At 72.5% G+C, this 21,629-nt stretch carries 22 protein-coding genes; 13 read left to right on the top strand and 9 right to left on the bottom strand.

Features of this window, described 5'->3' with window-relative positions:
- The first annotated feature begins 21 nt into the window (after positions 1-21).
- Positions 22-432, top strand: coding sequence for a VOC family protein (locus ACNF49_RS42905; protein WP_482941314.1), 411 nt, complete (start codon positions 22-24; stop codon positions 430-432).
- Here ACNF49_RS42905 and ACNF49_RS42900 read toward each other — a convergent pair whose 3' ends face one another.
- A complete protein-coding gene (locus ACNF49_RS42900; protein ID WP_482941313.1) occupies positions 433-2,178 on the bottom strand; it encodes an AMP-dependent synthetase/ligase in 1,746 nt (581 codons plus the stop codon).
- Between the two features lie 128 nt (positions 2,179-2,306).
- Between ACNF49_RS42900 and ACNF49_RS42895 the strand changes: the two genes are divergently transcribed.
- From ACNF49_RS42895 to ACNF49_RS42865, 7 genes are all read left to right on the top strand, one after another.
- Positions 2,307-3,074: a metallophosphoesterase gene (locus ACNF49_RS42895; RefSeq protein WP_357967778.1), complete on the top strand. Its 768-nt coding sequence runs from the start codon at positions 2,307-2,309 to the stop codon at positions 3,072-3,074.
- A 61-nt stretch (positions 3,075-3,135) separates the two neighbouring features.
- Positions 3,136-3,579 (top strand): SRPBCC family protein, encoded by a 444-nt coding sequence (locus ACNF49_RS42890; protein ID WP_357967781.1) that lies wholly within the window; start codon positions 3,136-3,138, stop codon positions 3,577-3,579.
- The gene (locus ACNF49_RS42885) at positions 3,576-4,739 is read left to right on the top strand and encodes an ArsA family ATPase (protein WP_357967783.1); all 1,164 of its coding nucleotides are present in this window, start codon (positions 3,576-3,578) and stop codon (positions 4,737-4,739) included. The genes ACNF49_RS42890 and ACNF49_RS42885 overlap by 4 nt, the downstream gene beginning before the upstream one ends.
- A 39-nt stretch (positions 4,740-4,778) precedes the next feature.
- Positions 4,779-5,162 (top strand): hypothetical protein, encoded by a 384-nt coding sequence (locus tag ACNF49_RS42880; RefSeq protein ID WP_482941312.1) that lies wholly within the window; start codon positions 4,779-4,781, stop codon positions 5,160-5,162.
- A gap of 24 nt (positions 5,163-5,186) precedes the next feature.
- The gene (locus ACNF49_RS42875) at positions 5,187-6,119 is read left to right on the top strand and encodes an ROK family glucokinase (protein WP_357967789.1); all 933 of its coding nucleotides are present in this window, start codon (positions 5,187-5,189) and stop codon (positions 6,117-6,119) included.
- Between the two features lie 39 nt (positions 6,120-6,158).
- The gene (locus ACNF49_RS42870) at positions 6,159-6,818 is read left to right on the top strand and encodes an endonuclease/exonuclease/phosphatase family protein (RefSeq protein WP_357967791.1); all 660 of its coding nucleotides are present in this window, start codon (positions 6,159-6,161) and stop codon (positions 6,816-6,818) included.
- Between the two features lie 37 nt (positions 6,819-6,855).
- A complete protein-coding gene (locus ACNF49_RS42865; protein ID WP_357967793.1) occupies positions 6,856-7,962 on the top strand; it encodes a hypothetical protein in 1,107 nt (368 codons plus the stop codon).
- A 9-nt stretch (positions 7,963-7,971) separates the two neighbouring features.
- Here the strand turns inward: ACNF49_RS42865 and ACNF49_RS42860 are convergent, their stop codons facing one another.
- Positions 7,972-8,445 (bottom strand): hypothetical protein, encoded by a 474-nt coding sequence (locus ACNF49_RS42860; RefSeq protein WP_482941311.1) that lies wholly within the window; start codon positions 8,443-8,445, stop codon positions 7,972-7,974.
- Positions 8,446-8,491: 46 nt separating this feature from the next.
- Positions 8,492-9,250: an alpha/beta hydrolase gene (locus ACNF49_RS42855; protein ID WP_357967798.1), complete on the bottom strand. Its 759-nt coding sequence runs from the start codon at positions 9,248-9,250 to the stop codon at positions 8,492-8,494.
- Between the two features lie 147 nt (positions 9,251-9,397).
- Between ACNF49_RS42855 and ACNF49_RS42850 the strand changes: the two genes are divergently transcribed.
- Positions 9,398-10,105: a lysophospholipid acyltransferase family protein gene (locus ACNF49_RS42850; protein WP_482945660.1), complete on the top strand. Its 708-nt coding sequence runs from the start codon at positions 9,398-9,400 to the stop codon at positions 10,103-10,105.
- A gap of 50 nt (positions 10,106-10,155) precedes the next feature.
- On the opposite strand, the gene ACNF49_RS42845 is transcribed toward ACNF49_RS42850, so the two are convergent.
- Positions 10,156-10,611 (bottom strand): MarR family winged helix-turn-helix transcriptional regulator, encoded by a 456-nt coding sequence (locus ACNF49_RS42845; RefSeq protein WP_482941310.1) that lies wholly within the window; start codon positions 10,609-10,611, stop codon positions 10,156-10,158.
- A gap of 80 nt (positions 10,612-10,691) precedes the next feature.
- Between ACNF49_RS42845 and ACNF49_RS42840 the strand changes: the two genes are divergently transcribed.
- Entirely contained in the window at positions 10,692-11,126 is a 435-nt protein-coding gene (locus ACNF49_RS42840) for a DoxX family protein (protein WP_482941309.1), read from the top strand.
- A gap of 166 nt (positions 11,127-11,292) precedes the next feature.
- On the opposite strand, the gene mmuM is transcribed toward ACNF49_RS42840, so the two are convergent.
- The 3 genes from mmuM to ACNF49_RS42825 form a co-directional block, all read right to left on the bottom strand.
- Positions 11,293-12,159, bottom strand: coding sequence for a homocysteine S-methyltransferase (mmuM, locus tag ACNF49_RS42835; RefSeq protein ID WP_357967805.1), 867 nt, complete (start codon positions 12,157-12,159; stop codon positions 11,293-11,295).
- A gap of 541 nt (positions 12,160-12,700) precedes the next feature.
- Positions 12,701-15,226 (bottom strand): VIT domain-containing protein, encoded by a 2,526-nt coding sequence (locus ACNF49_RS42830; protein WP_482941308.1) that lies wholly within the window; start codon positions 15,224-15,226, stop codon positions 12,701-12,703.
- 13 nt (positions 15,227-15,239) lie between these two features.
- Complete coding sequence (locus tag ACNF49_RS42825) at positions 15,240-15,914, bottom strand: helix-turn-helix domain-containing protein (RefSeq protein WP_482941307.1); 675 nt, start codon at positions 15,912-15,914, stop codon at positions 15,240-15,242.
- Between the two features lie 116 nt (positions 15,915-16,030).
- Here ACNF49_RS42825 and ACNF49_RS42820 point away from each other — a divergent pair, with 116 nt between their 5' ends.
- Both ACNF49_RS42820 and ACNF49_RS42815 read left to right on the top strand, forming a co-directional pair.
- Positions 16,031-16,498 carry a Dps family protein gene (locus tag ACNF49_RS42820; protein WP_357967813.1) on the top strand — a complete coding sequence of 156 codons (468 nt, stop codon included), beginning with the start codon at positions 16,031-16,033 and terminating at the stop codon, positions 16,496-16,498.
- A gap of 249 nt (positions 16,499-16,747) precedes the next feature.
- Entirely contained in the window at positions 16,748-17,770 is a 1,023-nt protein-coding gene (locus ACNF49_RS42815; protein ID WP_357967815.1) for an alkaline phosphatase PhoX, read from the top strand.
- 34 nt (positions 17,771-17,804) lie between these two features.
- On the opposite strand, the gene ACNF49_RS42810 is transcribed toward ACNF49_RS42815, so the two are convergent.
- Positions 17,805-18,398 (bottom strand): TetR/AcrR family transcriptional regulator, encoded by a 594-nt coding sequence (locus tag ACNF49_RS42810; RefSeq protein ID WP_482941306.1) that lies wholly within the window; start codon positions 18,396-18,398, stop codon positions 17,805-17,807.
- Positions 18,399-18,532: 134 nt separating this feature from the next.
- On the opposite strand from ACNF49_RS42810, the gene ACNF49_RS42805 reads away from it, so the two are divergent.
- On the top strand, positions 18,533-20,740 hold the full coding sequence (locus ACNF49_RS42805) for an MMPL family transporter (RefSeq protein WP_482941305.1): 2,208 nt from the start codon (positions 18,533-18,535) through the stop codon (positions 20,738-20,740).
- Here ACNF49_RS42805 and ACNF49_RS42800 read toward each other — a convergent pair.
- A complete protein-coding gene (locus tag ACNF49_RS42800) occupies positions 20,697-21,554 on the bottom strand; it encodes a bifunctional helix-turn-helix transcriptional regulator/GNAT family N-acetyltransferase (RefSeq protein ID WP_482941304.1) in 858 nt (285 codons plus the stop codon). The genes ACNF49_RS42805 and ACNF49_RS42800 overlap by 44 nt on opposite strands.
- Positions 21,555-21,629 lie beyond the last annotated feature (75 nt).

Genomic DNA, 21,629 nt, shown 5'->3' with positions numbered 1-21,629 from the left:
ACCTTGTGACAGGATCGCGGGATGCTGCGATTCACCGACTTCATCATCGACTGCCCGGATGCGATGAAACTGGCGGCCTTCTACGCCGAGGTGACGGGCCGCCCGATCAAGGACGGCAGCCACGCGAACTGGGCCGGCATCCAGTTCGGCGAGATCGAGCTGGCCTTCAACCCGGTGGCGGACTACCGCGCCCCGCAGTGGCCCGACAGCGAGCACCCCAAGCAGTTCCACCTCGACTTCGAGGTCGACGACATCGAGGCCGAACAGATCCGCGTCCTGGCCCTCGGCGCGTCGCTGCGGCAGGATTCCGTCGGCCCCGACGGCTACGGCTGGCGCGTCTACACCGACCCCGTCGGCCACCCCTTCTGCCTCTGCCGCAACAAGGGCGTCATCTGGACCGATCAGGGCCTCGTCTGGCCCGAGCGCGCCTAGCTAGTGGCCGTAGAGCTCGTCGATCTCCTTGGCGTAGTCGCGCATCACCAGGTTGCGCTTGACCTTCAGCGTCGGCGTCAGGTGGCCGCTCTCCTCGGTGAGGTCGGTTTCGAGGATCGTGAACTTCTTGATCTGCTCGGCCTTCGACACCATGCCGTTGGCCCGGTCGACGGCCTCCTGGACCTGCGCCAGGATCGCCGGGTCGGCGCGCAGCTCGGCCGCGCTGCGGCCGGCGGGCGTCGCCTCGGGGTCGAGCGTGACCAGCGCGGCGACGAAGGGACGGCCCTCGCCGACGATCATGGCCTGGGACACCAGCGGGTGAGCGCGTAGGGCGTCCTCCAGCGGGCCGGGGGCGACGTTCTTGCCCGCGGCCGTCACCAGGATCTCCTTCTTGCGGCCGGTGATGCGCAGGTAGCCGTCGGCGTCGAGCTCGCCGACGTCGCCCGTGCGGTACCAGCCGTCGGCGTCGACCGCCTCGGCGGTGGCGGCGTCGTTCCTCCAGTAGCCGTCGAAGACGTTGCGGCCCTTGGCCAGGATCTCGCCGTCGTCGCCGATGCGGACCGAGACGCCGGGCAGCGGCTTGCCGACCGTGCCGATCTTGTTGGCGCCCGGCATGTTGACCGAGATGGGGGCGGAGGTCTCGGTCAGGCCGTAGCCCTCGAAGACCTCGATGCCGACGCCCCGGAAGAAGTGGCCGAGCCGGTCGCCGAGCGCCGAGCCGCCGGAGACCGCGGCCGACAGCCGGCCGCCGGTGGCCGCCCGCAGCTTGGCGTAGACCAGCCGGTCGAACAGCATGTGACGCAGCCGCAGGCCGAGCGGCGCGCCGCCGGACGCCTCGGCCTTGCTCCAGGCCACCGCCACGTCGACGGCGCGGGCGAAGATCTTGCCCTTGCCGCCCGCGGCGGCCTTCTGCTCGGCGCCGTTGTAGACCTTCTCGAACACGCGCGGCACGCCCAGCAGGAACGTCGGCTTGAAGTCCTGGAGGTCGGGGGCGACGTTCTTCATGTTCGGGGTGTGCGCCATGATCGCACCGGCCTCGACCAGCACCACCTGGATCATCCGCGCGAAGATGTGCGCGAGCGGCAGGAACAGCAGCGCCGCCGGATCCTTCGAGCTGAACAGCCGGTCGAGCGGCCCGCGCAGCACGTTGAGAGCGGTGAACAGCAGGTTGTCGTGGGTGATCCGGCAGCCCTTGGGACGGCCGGTGGTGCCCGAGGTGTAGACGATCGTGGCCAGGTCGGAGGCGACGACCTTCTTCCTGCGCTCGTCCACGGCCGAGCCGGGCACGCCCTCCACGTCGAGCCGCCCCTCGACCCGCCAGACGGCCTTCAGCTCGGGCGCGGCCTCGCGGACGGTCTCCTCGTGCGTGTCGAGCTCGACGAAGGCCGCCTTGGCCTCGCTGTCGGCCAGGATCCACCGGACCTGCTCCACCGACGACGTCTCGTAGATCGGGACGGTGACCGCGCCGACGGACCAGAGGGCGTAGTCGATCAGCGTCCACTCGTAACGCGTGCGCGACATCAGCGCGACCCGGTCGCCGTGCTCGATCCCGGCCGCGATGAGCCCCCTGGCCACCTCGACCACCTGGTCGCGGAACTCGCCCGCGGTCACGACGGGCCAGCCGTCGTCGGTCTTGCGGCGCATGATCACGGTGCCGGGCTCCCGCTCGGCCCGGTCGAAGACCGTGTCGGGCAGGCTTGCTGAGGCAGGCACATCGACCAGGACGGGGACGCTGTACTCGCGCACGAACTTTCAACTCCTCTACGGGGACCGCCTGGACGTTACCGCCTTAAGTTACGCGCCGGTAGCATCGTCATGGGAGCGTTATGAAGGGCGTTCATCACGCTAGCAGCCGTCCCACCTAGGATTTCCCCATGAGGGTCCACGTGGTGAGTGACGTGCACGGCAGGGCCGACGCGCTGGCCCGGGCGGGCGAGGGCGCCGACGCGCTGGTGTGCCTGGGCGACCTGATCCTCTTCATCGACTACGACGACCACGCCAACGGCATCTTCGCCGACCTGTTCGGCGCGGAGCGGGCCGCCGAGTTCATCGCCCTGCGCACGGCCAAGCGCTTCGACGAGGCCAGGGCCATGTCGGCGCGCCTGTGGGCCACCCTCGACGGCGACCCGCGCGAGCACATCGAGCGCAACGTGCGCGCCCAGTACGCCACCCTCTTCGCCGCCATGCCCACCCCCGCCTACCTCACCTACGGCAACGTGGACATTCCCCGCCTGTGGCCCGACTACCTCAAACCGGGCCATCAGGTGCTCGACGGCCAGGTGGTGGAGATCGGCGGCCTGCGCTTCGGCTTCGTCGGCGGCGGGCTCAAGACCCCCTACCGCACCCCGTACGAGATCGGCGACGAGGAGTACGCCGCCAAGGTCGAGGCGATCGGCGAGGTCGACGTGCTGTGCTGCCACATCCCGCCCGCCCTGCCCGAGCTGCTCTACGACGTCGTGGCCAGGCGCTTCGAGCGCGGCAGCGAGGCCACGCTGGCGGCCATCCGGCGCACCCAGCCGCGTTACGCCCTGTTCGGCCACGTGCACCAGCCGCTCCACCGTCGCGCCCGCATCGGCCGCACCGAGTGCGTGAACGTCGGCCACTTCCGCGGAAGAGGTGAGCCGTTCGTCCTGGAATGGTGAGCCGGGCGGCCCGTGACCGGCGCTCCGCCGCAACGGGCGGATTCTGCATTACGGTGGTCGCATGGCTGATCGCACCACTTCGAGCACCACCATCGGCGCCGGCCGCGCAGAGGTCATGGCGGTCATCGCCGACTTCCCCGCCTATCCCGAATGGGCCGGATCGATCAAGCGCGCCGAGGTCGTCAGTACGGGCGCCGACGGGCGGCCCGAGCAGGTGCGGTTCGTCCTCGACGCGGGCGTGATCAACGACACCTACACCCTGGCCTACACCTGGGACGGCGACGAGGGCGTGCGCTGGCAGGTGGTCGAGCCGGGCAAGATGGTCGGCGACCTGCGCGGAAGTTACCAGCTCGCCGAGACGGGCAGTGGCACCGACGTGACGTACGAGCTCACCGTCGACCTCACGGTGCCCATGATCGGGATGATCAAGCGCAAGGCCGAGAAGGTGATCGTGGACACCGCGCTCAAGGGGCTGAAGAAGCGCGTCGAGGGCCGTCCCCGGTGAACCCCAGGGTCCTGCTCTTCACCGGCAAGGGCGGCGTGGGCAAGACCACCGCCGCCGCCGCGACCGCCACGCTGGCCGCCGAGCGCGGGCTCAAGACGCTGATCGTCTCCACCGACACCGCCCACTCGCTGGCCGACGCGCTCGCCGTCGAGCCCGGCGAGATCGCGCCGGGCCTCCACCTGCACCAGGTCGACACGCAGAAGACGCTGGAGCGCCACTGGGGGGAGCTGCAGCACTACGCCAGGGGCGTGCTCACCGAGCTGGGCCTCGACGAGATCACCTCCGAGGAGATCACCGTGCTGCCCGGCGCCGAGGAGGTCATCGCCCTGCTCGAACTGCGCGAGCACGCCCGCCAGGGCGCCTGGGACGTCATCGTGATCGACTGCGCCCCCACCGCCGAGACGCTGCGGCTGCTGGCCCTGCCCGAGGCGCTCGACTGGCACGTCACCAGGCTCATGCCGGTCGGCCGCAAGCTCGTCAAGGTCGTCTCGCCGTTCATGCGCAGCGTGGCCCGGGTCAGCGCGCCGGGCGACGACGTCATGAACGCCGCCGAGCGTTTCCACCGCGGGCTGATGGAGGTGCGCGAGCTGCTCACCGGCGACAGCGCGTCCGTGCGGCTCGTGCTCACCCCCGAGGCCGTGGTGCTCGCCGAGGCCAGGCGCACCCTCACCTCGCTCAACCTGTACGGCTACCGCGTCGACGCCGTCATCGCCAACCGCGTCTTCCCGGCCGGCGGCGCCGACGAGTGGCGGGCCAACTGGGTGACGGCCCAGGCCAAGCTGCTGGCCGAGGCCGAGGAGTCGTTCGCGCCGCTGCCCGTCCACACCGTCCCGTACCTGCCCGCCGAGCCGGTCGGCCGGCGCGCGCTGGCCGAGGTGGGCGCCTCCGTCTACGGGGAGACCGACCCGTTCGCGGCGCCCGCCGTCGAGCCGCCGCTGCGGTTGAGCGCCGACGAGCTGACGCTCGCCCTGCCCGGCGCCGACCGCGACGACGTCGACCTGGCCCGCAAGGGCGACGAGCTCATCATCACCGCCGGCCCGTACCGCAGGATCCTGGCGCTGCCCGCGGCGCTGGCCCGCAGGAAGATCGGCTCCGCCGTGCTCCGCGACGGCGCGCTGAGAATACGGTTCAGTGTGGGGAGCGAATCCGGCTCCGAATGAGTTGAGCAGGATGAGCGAACCATACGCAGGGAGGGCCAGATGACCGAGAACAACGACAGAGACCCCATCGGCACCGTGGCCGACGAGGCGCGCAAGCTGTTCGAGACGATCCAGGGGCGCGCCACGCGCCAGGTCGGCAAGACCGTCTACAACTCCTTCACGGGCGGCGGCGCCCGCAAGGAGCGGGACGTGTGGAGCGAGGCGGTGTCCGAGCCCCACGACGAGTACATCTGCCGCGCCTGCCCGGTGTGCCGGGCGATCGCGGCGCAGCGGGAGTCGGGCTCCGACGTGACCGGCCACCTGGTGGCCGCGGGCGGCGAGCTGTTCGCCGCGGTGCGCGGGGCCTTCGACGCGCTGAGCAGGCCCGCCCCCGCGGGCCGCGCGACACCCGTGACCGCGACCGCGGCGACGTGGAACACATAGATCTGGGATAGGGAGACACGCGGCATGCTCACGATCGGTGTCGACATCGGCGGTACCAAGGTCGCCGCGGGCGTGGTCGACGACAACGGCGAGATCGTCGAACACACGCTCAGGCCGACCGCGGCCGACCGGCCCGACGTGGTCGCCGACACGGTCGCGGACGTCGTCCGCGAGCTGTCGGAGGGAAGGGACGTCGAGGCGGTCGGCGTCGGCGCGGCCGGGTTCGTCGACGAGACCCGCTCGATCGTGCGTTTCGCCCCCAACCTCGCCTGGCGCGAGGAGCCGCTGCAGAAGAAGATCGGCGACCTGGTCGGCCTGCCCGTCGTGATCGAGAACGACGCCAACGCCATGGCCTGGGGCGAGACCAGGTTCGGCGCCGGGCGCGGCCAGTCCCACGTGGTCTGCCTGACGCTCGGCACCGGCATCGGCGGCGGCATCGTCATCGACGGCGCCCTCTACCGCGGCCGCTGGGGCATGGGCGCCGAGCTCGGCCACATGCAGGTCGTGCCCGACGGACGGGTGTGCGGCTGCGGCAACATCGGCTGCTGGGAGCAGTACGCCAGCGGCCAGGCCCTGGTCAAGGAGGCCAGGGAGATCGCCGCCCGGCAGCCCGACCGCGCCGAGATCCTGCTCGGCCTGGCCGGCGGCCGGATCGAGGGCGAAGAGGTGACCGAGGCCGCCCGGCTGGGCGACAAGGCCTCGCTGGCCGCCTTCCGCAGCCTGGCCGACTGGCTCGGGCAGGGCATGGCCGACCTGGCCGCCGTGCTCGACCCCGGCTGCTTCATCGTCGGCGGCGGCGTCTCCCGGGCCGCCGACCTGTTCCTCGACGAGGCCCGCGAGGTGTTCGCCAGGCAGCTCACCGGCCACGGCCACCGGCCGCTCGCCGAGATCCGGCTGGCCGAGCTGGGCGCGTCCGCGGGCGTGGTCGGGGCCGCCGACCTGGCCAGGCGGCGCTAGCGCGTGCTGGTCAGGGTCGCCTCGTACAACGTGCGGAGCATGCGCGACGACGTGCCCGCGCTGCGCCGGGTGCTCGCCGCCATGCGGGCCGACCTGGTGTGCGTCCAGGAGGCGCCGAGGTTCGCCCGATGGCGGGCCAGGCGCCGGGCACTGGCCGAGGCCGGCGGGCTGCGGGTGGCCACGCCGGGACGCGCCGGCGGCGTGTGCGTGCTGGCCGGGCCGCGGGCCCGGGTGCTGGAGTCGCGGCTGCACCGGCTCAAGGCGTTCCCCGGCCTGGAACGGCGGGTGCTGGCCGTCGCCGTCGTCGAGATCGGCGGCGCGCGGCTGGCCGTCGGCTCGCTCCACCTCGACCTCCACCTCGCCGCCCGGCTGCGGCACGCGGGCGAGGCCGTGTCCCTCATGGAACGGGCGGCCGCCGCGCACGACGCCGCGATCGTGGTCGGCGCCGACGTCAACGAGCGGGGGCACCAGCCGGCCTGGCGTTTCCTGGCCGCCCGGCTGTCCGACTGCCACGCCGTCGCGCCCGCCGGCGACGGGCTGACCTTCCCCGCCGCGCGGCCCGCCGAGCGCATCGACGCGGTGTTCGCCGCGCGCGAGGCACGCGTCCTGTCCTGCGGGGGAGTGGCGGCCGGCAACGCCGATCTGGCCGGGGCCAGCGACCATCTGCCGGTGCTCGCCGAGTTGCAGGTTGGACTCTGACGGGCGAGCCGCCCGGGGCAGCCCGTAGCATTTGTTCATGACCCGTCGCTCTCAGCGGCGTGCGCTCTCCGTCCTTCTGGCGACGTCCGTGGCCTTGCCGCAGGTCACGCCCGCCGCGCATGCCGAGCCCCGTCCCGCCGCCGAGGCGTGGCAGAAGTCGACGAGCGCGCGTCTCGACGCGGACGGCTCGCTCTCCGACGTGCTCGCCGTCTCGCCGGGCGACGTATGGGCGGTCGGCCAGCAGGAAATCTGGGACGTCTGGAAGAACCGCGGCACGATCCGCCACTGGAACGGCACGTCCTGGAACGAGGTGGCCGTGCGCGACGCCACCGCCGCGGGCAACCTGCGCGGCCTGGCCGCCGCCGGGGCCTCCGACGTGTGGGCCGTCGGCGACGGCCACGACGGCCTGCCCTACCTGGCCCACGGCGACGTCACGGGCTTCGACCGGGTCCGGCCGCAGGGGCTGCACGCCGGCGACTGGCTGGGCGGCATCGACGCCAAGCCGGGCCGGGTGGTCGCGGTCGGCAGCCGGGAGAAGTCCGGGCTCATCCTCACCGGCCAGGGCAACACCTGGACCGTCCAGGAGACCAAGGAGAAGGGCGCGCTCTACGCGGTCGCCTCGGGCTTCGCCGTCGGCGACACCGGCGGCGCGCCGCTGATCATGCACTACACGTCGGGGGCCTGGAAGTCGATGTCCGTGCCCGCCGTCCCCGGCGGCTACCTGCGCGACATCCAGGTCGACAGCTCCAAGCGGGCGGTGGCCGTCGGCGGGGTCTACCACGGCCCCGGCGAGATCTCGCCGCTCGTGCTCACCTGGAACGGCAAACGCTGGCAGCGCCTGGCGATCCCGGCCACCGGCGCCCGCCTCTACGGCGTCACCGGCGACGGCAAGGGCCGCTACTGGATGACCGGCTACGACCCGGAGCAGGCGGCCCAGCCGTTCGTGATGCGCTGCGAGAAGGACGCCTGCCAGATCATCCGCGGCGCCGCGGAGAAGGGCCGCAGCAGCGTACGCCTCCAGGCGGTGGCCTACCTGGCCGGCAAGGGGGCGCTGTGGGCGGTCGGCCACGCCGTCGACACGGCCGACCGCTACACCGACGTCGTGGAGTCCTTCGCCCCCCGCACCACCACGGCCAAGTCGTAGCGGGCCGGCCTACAGCACGGCGCCGTCGTCCCAGCCCGAGTCGTTGGGCGGGCCGTCGCCCATGCGCACGACCAGCGCCACGAACCCGCCGATGAACGCCGCCACCGCGGTGAACAGCGCCCACCCCTCCATCTGCCAGCTCGCCATCGCCGCCACCAGCAGGTAGGCGGGCCCGCCGAACAGGGCCACCCACGCGAGCTTGGTGGGCAGGTCGAGCTTGGGCAGCGGCGGCGGGGGAGGCGGCTGGAAGTGCCCCTCGTCCTCGTCGTCGTCGCGGTCATGGTCATGGTCGCGGTCGTCGCGGTCGGGCTCGTCCTGGTCGAGTTCGAGCTCCTCGGACGGTTTGACCACCCTGCGGGTGGGCTCGGCGGGCACGTTCTCGCTGTCCGGCCATGGCTGGTCGGCCGAGTCGCGCTCGGCTGTGTCGTTGAAGGACGCGACGATCTGCCGCCAGACCTCGTCCTCGTCACTCTGGGGCGTCACCTAGATGGGCCTCTCCGCAGCGATCGCGACTTCCCCCTGGGTGCGATCAGTCCCTCTGCAAGGGTACCGAGGCATGTGTCCGGATGAAGTCGAGGCTACCGGCAAAGATCCTGTCGGCATCGTTGTCAAGCGTCGCAACATGGTAGCTGTCCGTGAGCTCCTCGATCGTGGCCTGCGGGACCTTCTGGCGAATGATCGCCACACTCGTCGGTTTCACCACATGGTCGTCGCGGCTGTGGAAGACCAGCAGCGGCTGGGTGACCTTCGCCAGGTCGGCCTGCACCAGCGACCACAGCCCCGGCAGCGACGCGGCCGCCTTGACGGGCGTACGGGCGTAGGCCAGCTCGGTCACGCCGGGCTTCTTGACGTCGTTGGCGACGCCGGGCACCGACGGCAGGAACCACTTCAGCAGCGGCGCCAGCCTCAGCAGCGGCACGTCGCTGGCGATGGACGGGTTGACCACCACCACGCCCCTGACCGCGTCACCGTGCACCTCGGCCAGCCGCAGCGCCAGGCAGCCGCCCAGTGACAGGCCCGCCACGAACAGCTCCGAGCAGCGCCCCTGGAGATCGGCGAACGCCTTCTCCACCTCGGCGTACCAGTCTTCCCAGCGGGTGCGGTTCATCTCCTGCCACGTGGTGCCGTGCCCGGGCTGGCGGGGCAGCGAGACGCTGACCCCATGGCCCGCCAGGTACTCGGCCCAGGGCCGCAGCGACTGCGGCGTGCCGGTGAACCCATGGCACAGCAGCACACCGACCTGACCCGCTCGGTGGTGGTAGGGCTCCGCGCCTGGCATGAGCGGCATAACAGCTCCTTGACGCAATTTCATCCCGGAACTGCCCGATCGTCGCACGTTCGGGGGTGATTGTGCGAGAGCTGGTGTAGTTGCATCTCGCCAAGGATGGGAAGATGACTCTGCTCAATCACGATGTCCTGGGGAAGAGGTGACCGGGTGTTCTACTGGGTGGTCAAGGCCATCTTGAAGCCGATCCTCATGCTCTTCCGTCCGTGGACGGAGGGTGGGGACAACGTACCCAGGCAGGGGCCCGCGATCCTGGCCGGAAACCACCTCTCCTTCGCCGACCACTTCTTCGGCCCGCTGCAGATCCGCCGCAAGGTGATCTCGCTCGGCAAGGCCGACTACTTCACCGGCACCGGCATCAAGGGCTTCTTCACCCGGCTGTTCTTCAGCGGCGTCGGCACCGTGCCGATCGACCGCTCCGGCGGCAAGGCCAGCGAGGCCGCGCTCCGCACCGGCCTGCGCATCCTGCGCGAGGGCAACGTCCTCGGCATCTACCCCGAGGGCACCCGCTCGCCCGACGGCCGCCTCTACAAGGGCAAGACCGGCGTGGCCCGGCTCGCGCTGGAGTCGCGCGTGCCGGTCATCCCGTGGGCGATGGTCAACACGTACGAGATGATGCCGCCCGGGCGGCTGTTCCCCAAGCTCGGCATCCGGCCGGGCGTCCGGTTCGGCAAGCCGCTCGACTTCTCCCGCTACTACGGCATGGAGGACGACCGGCTGGTCCTGCGCGCGGTCACCGACGAGATCATGTACGCGCTGATGGAGCTGTCCGGCCAGGAATACGTCGACAAGTACGCCGCCAGCGCCCGGGTCGAGATGGAACGCGCCCGCCGCGCCGCCGCCAAGGCCGGCTCCTGAGGGCGCTTGTTCGCTTCTTGGATCAGACCTGGGCCCGCTCGCCTTCGCGGTCAGCTCCTGAGGGCCTGTTCGCTTTTCGTCATCGCGCTGGTCAGTGAGGTCAGCTCCGCGCGGCTGAGCCGGTCGATCAGGTAGTCCCGCACGACCTCCACGTGCCCGGGGGCGACGCGTTGCAGGCAGCGCTCGCCCGCGTCCGTGAGCACCGCCAGCACCCCGCGGTCGTCGGACGGGCACGTGGCGCGCTCCACCAGCCCCGCCTTCTCCAGCTGCGTGATCTGGTACGTCAGCGCGCTCTTGGACACCACCACGCCCCGGGCCAGCTCGGTCATGCGCATCCGGCGCTCGGGGGCGGCCGACAACCGCACCAGGATCTCGTACTGCGGGTGCGTCAGCCCGGCCGCGGCCTTGAGCTGCTCCTCGATACGCCGTTCGAGCAGGTGGGAGGCCGACAGGAAGGCGCGCCAGGCGGCCATCTCCGTCTCGTCGAGCCAGCGGGTGTCCGTCACGTCCCAAGTGTACTTGTTGTTCAGATTTGAACTACCGGTAGAGTGGTTGTTCAAATCTGAACGACTCCCTTGGAGGAGCCATGATCGACCAGGCGCGTCCCATCGCCCTGCTGCTGGCCAGGATCGCCATCGGGGTGATCTTCCTGGTGCACGGCTACCAGAAGTTCGCCGACATGGGCATCGCGGGCACCACGAAGTTCTTCGAGTCCGCGGGCATCCCCCTGGCCGGAGTGGCCGCGCCGGCCGTGGCTGTGCTGGAGGTGGTCGGCGGCATCGCGCTGATCCTCGGCGCCGCCCTGCCGATCGCGGGCACGCTGCTGGCCCTCGACATGATCGGGGCGATCGTGTTCGTCCACGGCTCCAGCGGCTTCGGGGCCGGTGAGGGAGGCTACGAGTTCGTCCTCGCGCTGGCGGCGGCGAGCCTGGCGGTGGGATTCACCGGCGGCGGCGCCCCGGCGCTCGACGCCCTCCTCGGCCGTCGCCGCACCACGGCTCCGGCGACCGCCCAGCTGTAGCGGCCCGCCCGTTCCGGCCGCTCGCGACCCTCGCGCGCCCACGCCTCCGGCGCGGCGTGCGCGGGGGTCCCGCGGCCCGGCATGGCGTGCCTGCGGGCTCTCCCCTTTCGGACGCCGTTCGTAGGGGGCCGGGGCTTCCGGCGTGCCGGTGACGTCTCGCCGGGCGTCAGGTCAGGTGGGCGCGGATCTGCCTGATGTGCTCAGGCGTCGTACGGCAGCAGCCGCCGATCAGTGACGCCCCGGCGCGCTCCCACTCCTTGGCGGCCAGGCCGTACTCCACCGGGTCGGACAGGCCCAGCCAGCGGCGCCGCTCGGCGTCCCACGTCTCGCCCGAGTTCGGGTAGACCACGACGGGCAGTCCGCCGGACAGCCGGGCGACCAGCCCGGGGATGTGCCGCGGCGCCGTGCAGTTGACGCCGACCGCCACCACCTGCGGGTTTCCGGAGAACAGCGCGGCGGCCCGGTCGATCGGGGTGCCGTCGTTGATGTGCTCGGCGTCGCGGCAGGAGAAGCTCACCCACGCCTTGACCTCCGGCGTGGCGGCCAGCAGCCCGGCCAGCGCCCGCGCCTCGGCGTAGGACGGGATGGTCTCGCAGGCCAGCAGATCGGCGCCGGCGGCGGCCAGGATCTCCCAGCGCGGACGGTGCCAGGCCAGCAGGCCCTCTTCGTCGAGGTCGTAGTCGCCGGTGTACTCGGCGCCGTTGGCCAGATAGGCGCCGTAGGGGCCGACCGAGGCCGCCACCAGGCCGCGACCGGCCTCGTCGCGGGCCTGCCCGGCCAGCTCGACCGACAGCCTGATCAGCCGCTCGGCCTCGGACCGGTCGAGCCCGCGCCGCTGGAAGCCGGGGATGGTGGCCTGGTAGCTCGCCGTGGTCGCCACGTCGGCGCCCGCCGCGTAGTAGTCGGCGTGCACCCGCCTGATCAGCTCGGGCTGCTCCAGCAGCAGGCGCGCCGACCAGAGCTCGTCGCGCAGATCCGCGCCGAGCGACTCCAGATGGGTGGACAGGCCGCCGTCCAGGACGAGTGTGCTCACCCGTCCAGAATAGGAGGCCGCGGGGGATGGTGGCACATGGGAATGACACGCCTTTTCTTTGGGACGCCTGAATATCGCGGCTGAGATATCGCCGGGCGTGGAATTCATAATGGGTCGTGGGGGTGCGGGGATCATTCGTGCGCCGGTACGCGGGTGTGCCGGGTCGTTCGCGGCGCGGGGGCTCGTCCTGGGATGCCGCCGGCCTTCGGGTGCCCACCGCAAGGCCCGTCACGTCGGGGATCGCGGGTTGTCGGGATGATTAAGCAGTAAATCGGCGAAGAATCCGGATTTCCCGCCTTTGATGGAAACAGTGTTTTTTGGAAACACCGATGCCGTCAAGTCCGGTCCAGCCCAACCGGCCCCGCTGCCCGCCGATTCGCCACACCCCACCAGCGCACCGCCGGACCGCCGGACCGCTGGGCTGTTGGGCGGTTGAGCCGTTGGGGGGTGGGGCGCTGCGGTGCGCTTCCGCGTCGGGCCGTCTCTGGATGGTGGTGGCAGCGCTGCGGGGTGGCGCAGCGCTGCCGGGGTCAGCTGAGCGTCAGCTGCGTTTCCAGAAGGGGCGGCGGCGCTTGCCGGGGTCGGGGTCGGCTGCGGGAGAGGAGCCCGGGATGTCGGGAGGGGTCGGGTCGCCTGGGGCGAGCGGGCCGTCCTTGGGCAGCGGGTCGCCTGGGGCGATGGGGTCCTCCGGCGGGGTGGGCAGAGTGGGGTCGGCGGGGGTGCCGGTGAGGGTGGCCAGGGTTTGGACGGCGTGGTCGTGCAGGGCGCGGATGTCCGTGCCGGGGCGCTCGGCCGCTTCCAGGTCGCGGGCCAGCGCCGCCAGCACCTCGTTCCCGCCCAGGTACGCCGCCAGCGCCGCCAGACGCGAGCCCAGGTCGGCCAGGTACAGCGCGTCCGGTACGCCCATCGCCTTGAGCCGGTCCAGTTCGGCCTGCAGTTGCGGCCTGACCGACTCCAGCCGGTGCGCGGGGCGCGGCGACGACGGAGGCGCGAACTTGGGCGAAGCCCCGGACCCAGGGCCGCCACCGGAACCGGGCGCGGACGGCGTCCCGCCGCCGGGGGCGGGAGGCGGGGGACCGGCAGGACCGCCCGCGAGGGGCGGGGCCGGGAAGGGGGCGTCGGCCGGAGAAGGGACGCCGAGCGGAGGCGGCGCAGAGAAGCCCTGGTCGAAGGAGGACGGGGCCGGCGGCATCATGCGGGGAGCGCTCGCGGGCCGCGCCATCGTCATCGCCTGCGCCACGAACCCCCCGCCCATGGACGGGTTCGGCGGCAGCTCCCACCCGCTGGGCGGCTCGACCGGCTGGATGACCCGGTGCTCGGGCGCGCCCTCCGCGACCTGCCTGGTGTCGATCGCCACGTACGCCGTGAACCGGCACAGCACGCCGTTCTCCAGCGAGACCTCGACGATCCGCGACTCCAGGCCGTGCTCGCCCATGGCGTACCGGTCCTCCAGCTCACGCAGGTGGGCGCGGGCCCAGACGGCACGGAGGGCGGGACCGTCGGTGGTCACCCCCGTGACCCGCTCCTCCCACGGCCCCTCGGCCGACGTGCCGCGGACGGTGACGGCCTCGGCGCCCTCGCGGCACCGTCCGTACACACGGAGCGGCACCCCAGGGAAGATCGAGCCGAGGTGGGTCACCGTGCCGGGCTCGGTCTCCAGCCCCTTCAGGGACAGGTCCGTCACCAGCGGCGCGCCGATCCTGCGGTGGATCTGCTCCATCGCCGCGTCGAGCCGGTCCTCGGACTCGACCAGCTCGCACCGGCCGGCGCCCAGCCCGGCGAGCCGGCCGAGGAACCCGGCGTTCACCGCCCGGTCGATGCCGACCGTGTGCACCCGCATCGCCGACAGCGCGCCGCCGGCCTGCTCCAGGATCTGGTCCTCGTTGCCCACCTGGCCGTCGGTGACCAGCACCACCACCCGCTCCCTGCCGCCGGGCGCGCCGAGGAGCGCGATGGCGCGGCGCAGCGGTTCGAGCAGCTCGGTGCCGCCGCGCGCGTCGACCCGCGCGAGGTGCTCGACCGCGCGGTACCGGTTGCGGTCGGACGCCTCCACCAGCCCCTCGAACGCCGCCTCGACCACCGAGTCGAACGTCAGCACGTTGAAGCGGTCGTGGGCGGTCAGCGTGTCGACGATGCGCGCCGCCGCCCGCCGCGCCGCGACCATCTTCCAGCCGCCCATGCTGCCCGAACGGTCGAGCACCAGCACCACGTCCCGCGGCGCGCGGGCGGCCTGGAGGGCGGGTGGGACGACGGTGAGCGCGAACGTCCCCCGCCCGTCGAACTGCAGGGACGTGGACGCCTCGAACGACAGGCGCAGGATGAAGTCGCGGTCGAGGCGCTCGCCCGGACGCAGGCGCACGGTGTGGCCGTCCTCCTCGACCACGTGCAGGCTGGAGGCCAGCTCCCGCAGGTCGAGCCCGGAGGCGTCGACGCGGGCGGTGAGCGAGAGCCGCACGGGGCTGGGGAAGCCGGGCAGCAGCACCGGCGGCGTGATCCTCGACGCGTCGGGCACCGCGTCGGTGTCCGGCGCCACCCCGGAGCCCGCCGGTTCGCCGTCGAGCGGGGTGCCCGGGACGTACCGCGGGGCCACGACGAGCGGGAACCGGAACGTCGCCGCGCCGTCCTCGTAGGGGAGGGGCTGGCTCATCGTCAGCCGGACCGAGACGCGTTCGCCGGGCAGGATGTTGCCCACCCTGATGGTGAACACGTCGGGCCGGTCCTCCTCGGCGATGGCCGCCCGCCTGCCCTCGCGCAGCGCCTGGTCGTAGTCGGCCCTGGCCTGGCCGCGCTCCTTCAGCACGCCCTCCACGACCCGGTCGTCGGCCTCCATCCTGAACCCCGTCACCGCCGCCCGGTCGGGCAGCGGGAAGACGTAGGTCGCCTCCAGCGTGACGTCGAACGGGTTGCGGAACCCCTGCTCGACCTCGACCCCGGCGACGAGCCCGGCGATGTCGGCGTGCACGTCCACGCTGTCCAGCGGCAGGTTTCCGCGCTCGGTCAGCAGCGCGCCGAACCCGGCGTCCGGCACCGGCAGGCACCGTGCGGGCTCCAGCGAAGTGATCTTCACAGCAGTCTCCTCTCTACGAGCACCGCGAGCAGCGGCCCAGCCGCCGCCAGCACCGCCTGAACGTCGTCCTCGGACGGAGGCCGCCCCCGTCCCACATCACCCGCACACCGTCCGCGAGCACGACCCCCGCGACCGGCCCACCTCCGGCGCGCTCGCCTTCCGCGCCGGCGCCGCCGGGCCGTTCGCTCTCGGCCGGGGCGCGGCGGCCCGGCCGTTCGGCCCAGAAGCGCTCGCGGCCCGGTTCGCCTCCGGCCCGCCCGCCCGGCTGGCCGTCGAAGGTCCCGTTCGTCGTCGCGGTGACGGACGCGGGCCCCGCGAAGGCCGGGCCGTCCAGCGGAGGACGAGGAACCGCCCGACCCTCACCCGCGGACGGCCCGTCGGCGAGGCCGGCGGCCGCCGCCAGCGTGGCGTTCGTCGCGCCGGCCAGCGCCGTCTGGATCTCGGCGATCGAGTGCCCTTCCGCCTGCATGCGCTTGACGGCCACCAGTTGCAGCAGGTGCCGCCGGCCGTAGCGGGCGATCCTGCCGCGCCGGGTCAGGGGCGGGTCCACGAGGCCGATGGTGGTGTACCACCTGATCAGGCGTTCCCCTGGCACGTCGCGGACCCGGCCGTTGACCGGCTGGGCGCCCGCGCGCAGCGCCTGCGCCGCGTGCTCGGCCAGCTCGCCGATGGTCCAGGTGTCGCTCATACCTCCACAATGACACTGTCACTATTACACTGTCAATGATGGAAAGATCGGAAGAATCCAGCCGCGGATGACGTTGTAACCAGGCATAAGCACCACTGAAGGGGAGGAAATACGACATGGCTACGATCACCGGTCCGCTCTCGGGTGAAGCCAAGAACACTGTCGCCGAAGCCCTGCAGGGCGCCCTGGTCGATCTGATCGATCTGTCGCTGATCGCCAAGCAGGCGCACTGGAACCTCGTCGGCGCCCATTTCCGCCCGATTCACCTCCAGCTCGACGAGCTGACCGACCTGGCCCGTACCCACATGGACACCATCGCCGAGCGGGCGGTCGCCCTCGGCGTGAACCCCGACGGGCGTTCGGCGACCGTCGCCAAGTCCACCCAGCTCCAGCAGCCCGAGCGCGGCTGGCTTGAGGACGGCAAGGTCGTGGCGACCGTCACCGACATCCTCGACGGCATCAGCAAGCGCATGTACGAGCGCATCCGCGCCACCGACGAGGCCGACCCCGTCAGCCAGGACCTGCTCATCGCCGTGACGCAGGACATCGACAAGCAGCACTGGATGTTCCAGGCCCAGCGCTGACCGCGCGCGGCCGCCGGCCGCACCACCCGAAAAGCCCGGGCACGACCACAGTGCCCGGGCTTTCGCGTACCCGCCCCCAGGGGGGCGATCTTCGCCCCAGTGGGTACGGACTGTCACGCATCGTCCAGGGGCCGCCGGCGATCCCGCGCCACGACGGAGCGCGGGGTTTGCGCAGAGTTTGATGTCACGAGTCCTTGCCATTCATGTCGGTGCGGTCGACTAGCGTGGCACCTAGAGGGAGGCCCCACGATGTCCCACAAGACTCTCCTCCGCACGGGCCCGCTCTTGCAGGGCGGCATCAGCCCGTACGGGCCGCTCACGCCGGCGTCCGCCGACGGGCTCGCGCTCCCGCCGGGCTTCACCGGCCGGGTGGTGGCCCGGTCGGGTGACAAGGTGGCCGGGCTCACCTGGCACGCCGCGCCCGACGGCGGCGCCTGCTTCCCCGACGGCGCCGGCTGGATCTACGTCTCCAACTCCGAGCTGCCCCTGCTCGGCGGCGCCTCCGCGGTGCGTTTCCGCGCCGACGGCACGGTCGCCGACGCGTACCGCATCCTGTCCGGCACCGACCTCAACTGCGCGGGCGGCGCCACGCCGTGGCACACCTGGCTGTCGTGCGAGCTCGGCGACCGCGGCCGCGTCTTCGAGTGCGACCCCTACGGCGCCCGCGCGGCCCGCCCCCGCCTGGCCATGGGCCGCTTCCGGCACGAGGCCGCCGCCTGCGACCCCGAGCGGCGCGTCGTCTACATGACCGAGGACGAGCACGACGGCTGCTTCTACCGCTTCCGTCCCGGCGACTGGGGCGACCTGACGGAGGGCACGCTGGAGGTGTTGTGCGCCTCGGGTGGATGGCGGCCGGTGCCGTCCCCGGCCGCGCTGCTCACCGCGGCCCGCCACCAGGTCGAGGACGCCCGCCACTTCGACGGCGGCGACGGCTGCCACTACGCGGGCGGCGTCTGCTACTTCACCACCAAGGGCGACACCGGCCTGTGGGCCTACGACGCGCAGACCTCCACGCTCGACCGGCTGTGCGAGGGTGTGCGCGCCATCACCGCCGCCCCCTCGGGCGACCTCTACGTGGCCAGGGAGACGACGGAGATCGACGTCATCGCGCCCGACCGGGCCGTCACGCCGTTCCTGCGGCTCACCGGGCACGACGGGGCCGAGCTCACGGGGCTGGCGTTCTCGCCGAGGGGCGACCGGCTCTACTTCTCGGCCAGGCGCGGCCGCACCGAGGGCCACACCTTCGAGGTCCGCGGCCCCTTCCGCCCCTGACCACACCCTCTCGGGCGCAGACCGGGCCCCGGGCTCAGGTCAGGTAGCGGACCAGCATGAGCTTGAGCTCGGCCACGAGCTCCGCGCCGCGCTCCGGCGTCGCCGGTCCCAGCATGGGCAGCACCGCCTTGACCATGGCCAGCGCCATCGTCGCGTTGAGCAGCGCCCGCTCCTGCGGCAAGCCGGGCGAACGCCGCCGCAGCAGCGCCGCGATCCGCTGCGCCAGTGAGGCGTGCATACGCTGCGCGGCCGCCGCGAGCCGGTCGCCGGTGGCCGACCCGTACAGCAGCGACCAGTACGCCGGCGACTCGGCCTTGAACGCCACGCTCTCGTCCACGAGCTGCCCCACCAGTGCCTCCAGCGGGACGTCCGGGGTGACCGCGGCCAGCCGGGCCGCCCAGAACTCGTCCCGGTCGTCGGTGTAGCGGGACACCAGGCCGTCCAGGATCTCCTCCTTGTTCCGGAAGAACTGGTACAGCGACCCGGGGGAGAGCCCGGCCCGCGCGGCGACCTGGTTCGTCGTCATGTCCGGATAGCCGATCTCGGCGATCACCGACTCCGCGGCGTCGAGGATCTCGGCCATCCGCTTCAGGCCGCGCGCCTGCCTGCGGACCGCGCGTTCAGGCATGGGTCACCTCGTTGACAAATACGAGCATTTACTTGTATTTCTGGTCTCGACAGCGAAACACGAGCAGTTTACCGAGTTTCATCGGGAGATCCCATGCGAACCTGCCCATCGGGCCCTGCGCGGGCGGTGCCCGCGTGGCCGTGAACGTCGCCACCCGTGGCCCGCGCGTCGCCACCGAGCCGCCGCTGCGCAGGCTGGGCCACCTCCTCGTCCGCCGCCGCCGGATCGTGCTGGCGCTGGCCGCGCTCGTGCTCGTCGTCGCGGGCGTCCTGGCCGCCGGCACGGTGTCCCGTCTCTCCCTGGCCCGCTTCGAGGCGCCGGGCTCGGAGTCCGACAGGGCCCAGGCCGAGCTCGTCCGCCGGTTCGGCACCGGCAGCCCCGACCTGGTCTTCCTGGTCACCCCGAAGTCGGGCACCGTCGACGACCCCGCGGCCGAGGCGGCGGGCCGCGCCCTCACCGACCGGATCGGCCGCTCGGACGGCGTCGCGGAGTCCTCCTCGTACTGGACCAGGGGCAGGCCCGCCACCCTGCGCAGCCAGGACGGCCGGCACGCGCTGATCGTGGTGCGCGTCCCCGGCGACGCCGACCACGTGCGGACGCGGGTGCTGCCCGAGCTGGTGCCGCGGATCGTGGGCGAGCAGGGCCCGCTCCAGGTGCGGGCCGGCGGAGGGGAGGAGGTGTTCCGCGAGACCGTGCCGCTGGCCAGGCAGGACTTCGTCCGGGCCGAGCTGGTGATCTTCCCGCTGGCGTTCGTGCTGCTCTGGCTCTACCAGCGGCGCGTGATGGCCGCCCTGGCGCCGATCCTGGCCGGGGTGGTGGCCATGATGGTCGGCCTGGCCCTGCTGCGTGGCGTCCTGGTGTTCGCGGAGATCTCCACCTTCGCCCTGAACCTCACCCTCGCCATGGGCCTCGGGCTCGGCATCGACTACTGCCTGTTCGTCGTCCAGCGCTTCCGCGAGGAGGTGCGCGACGGACGCGACCGTGCGGCGGCCGTCGCCGGAGCCGTCGAGCACGCCGGGCGGACCGTGCTGTTCAGCGGCCTCACGGTGGCCGCCTCTCTGGCCGTGCTGTTCGCGCTGCCCTTCGACTTCCTGCGCTCGTTCGCCTACGCGGGCATCGCGGTCGTGGCCGGCGGCCTGTTCGCGGCGGTGGTCGTGCTGCCCGCCGTGCTGGCCTCGGCCGGCGGCACGATGCTGCCCAGGCCGGGGCGTCCCGGGCGCGGCGCGGGCGTCCGAAGCGGAGGACGGGCCGGCGGCGCCGGGTTCTGGCACGGCCTGGCCGTCCGGGTCATGCGCCGGCCGATGGTGTCCGGCGGCCTGGCGGCGGCGCTGCTGCTGGTGCTCGCCTCGCCCTTCCTCGGCCTGCGCTTCGGCACGGCCGACGACCGCATCCTGCCGCCGGAGGCGTCCTCGCGGCAGACCCAGGAGGTCATCCGGCGGACCTTCCCGGCGGAGGAGACCGACGCCATCCAGATCGTCTCGGCGGGGGCGGCGCGGGCCGCCGACGTCTCGGCGTACGCGATGCGGCTCTCGCAGGTTCCCGGGGTCGCCCAGGTCGACTCCGCCGCCGGCGCCCATGCGGCCGGGCGGCGGGTGGGCGACGGCGACCCGGCCCGCTTCCGCGGGCAGGGCGCCTGGCTGTCGGTGGTGCCCTCCGCCGCGGCGCTGGCCGGTGACCCCGTCCGGCTGGTGGAGGCGGTACGGGCGGTGCCGCCGCCCTTCGAGGTCCTGGTCGGCGGCTATCCCGCCGAGCTGGCCGACTACCGCGCCTCGGTCGTGGACCGCCTGCCGCTGGTGCTGGCGCTCATGCTGGGCGTCACGTTCGCCGTGCTGTTCCTGATGACCGGCAGCCTGGTGCTCCCGCTCAAGGCGACCCTGCTGAACGTCCTCAGCCTCGGCGTCATGTTCGGCGCCCTCGTCTGGGTCTTCCAGGAGGGCCACCTGGCGGGCCTGCTCGGCTTCACCCCGACCGGCACGCTCGACCCGAGCATCCCGATCCTCATGCTCTGCGTCGCCTACGGCCTGTCGATGGACTACGAGGTCTTCCTCCTGTCCAGGATCAAGGAGGAGTACGACAGGACGGGCGACACCGAGCAGGCCGTCGCCACCGGCATGCAGCGCGGCGCGCCGCTGATCACCGCGGCGGGCGGCATCCTGGCGCTCACCTTCGCCGCCTACGCCACGGCGCGCGTGGCGTTCGTGCAGATGCTCGGGGTCGGCATGGCCGTCGCGGTGCTGGCGGACGCCACCGTGATCAGGGCGGTGCTGGTGCCGAGCCTGATGCGCCTGGCCGGGCCGCTCAACTGGTGGCCGCGAGGTCGAGCGACCACATCTCCTCGGTGACCTCGGCGCCGTTCTCCACGCCCTGCTCCGCCGACTCCAGCTGGAACCCGGACGCCTGGTAGATACGCCGCGCGCTCACCAGGCAGTCGCGCGTCCACAACGTGATCCGCCGGTAGCCCCTGGCCCTGGCGTGGCGCAGGCACTCGGCCACCAGGCGCCGGCCGATCCCGAGGCCCCTCGCCGACGGCTCGACCAGCAGCATGCGCAGCTTGGCCGTCGTGTCGTCCTGGTGCACGCAGAACACGCATCCGGCGCGCTCGCCGTCGACCTCGGCGATCCAGCCGGCGTCGCGGGCGGGGTCGTAGGCGCCCACGATCCTGGCCACGAGCTGCTCGAACTCGGTGCCCCAGCCGTACTCCTCGCTGTAGAGGGCGCCGTGCCGGTAGGCGACCCAGCCCAGGTCGCCCGTCCGCGGGGGCCTGATCACGTACGACCGGGCGGCGGGCTCGCCGAGCAGCCGCCTGATCGTCGCCATGCTGCCGACCAGCAGCGCCCGGTCCGCCTCGGGCAGGCCGCCGAGCAGGCGTTCGATCTCCTCGGCCGAGCGGCGGTCGAGCCCGGCGAACGTGGCGGCGCCCGCCTCGGTCAGCCGGACGAGCTGCTTGCGGGCGTCGGCGGCCGACCGCTCGCGGGCGATCAGCCCGTCGCCCTCGAAACGGGCGAGGATCCGGCTCAGGTAGCCCGCGTCGAGGTCGAGCAGGCCGCGCAGCTCGCCGGTCTCCATGCTCTCGGCGTGCGCGAGCTCGAACAGCACCCTGACTTCCGTCAGCGAGTAGGGCGAGTCGAGCATGCCTGCCTGGAGGACGCCGATCACTTTCGTATAGAACCGGTTGAAGGCTCTGACCTCAGAAACCCTTGCCTCCGTCAACGAACTCATTGCCCCAGTCAA

Source organism: Actinomadura sp. ATCC 39365 (assembly GCF_054392275.1).
This window is presented reverse-complemented; position numbering and strand designations above follow the sequence as displayed.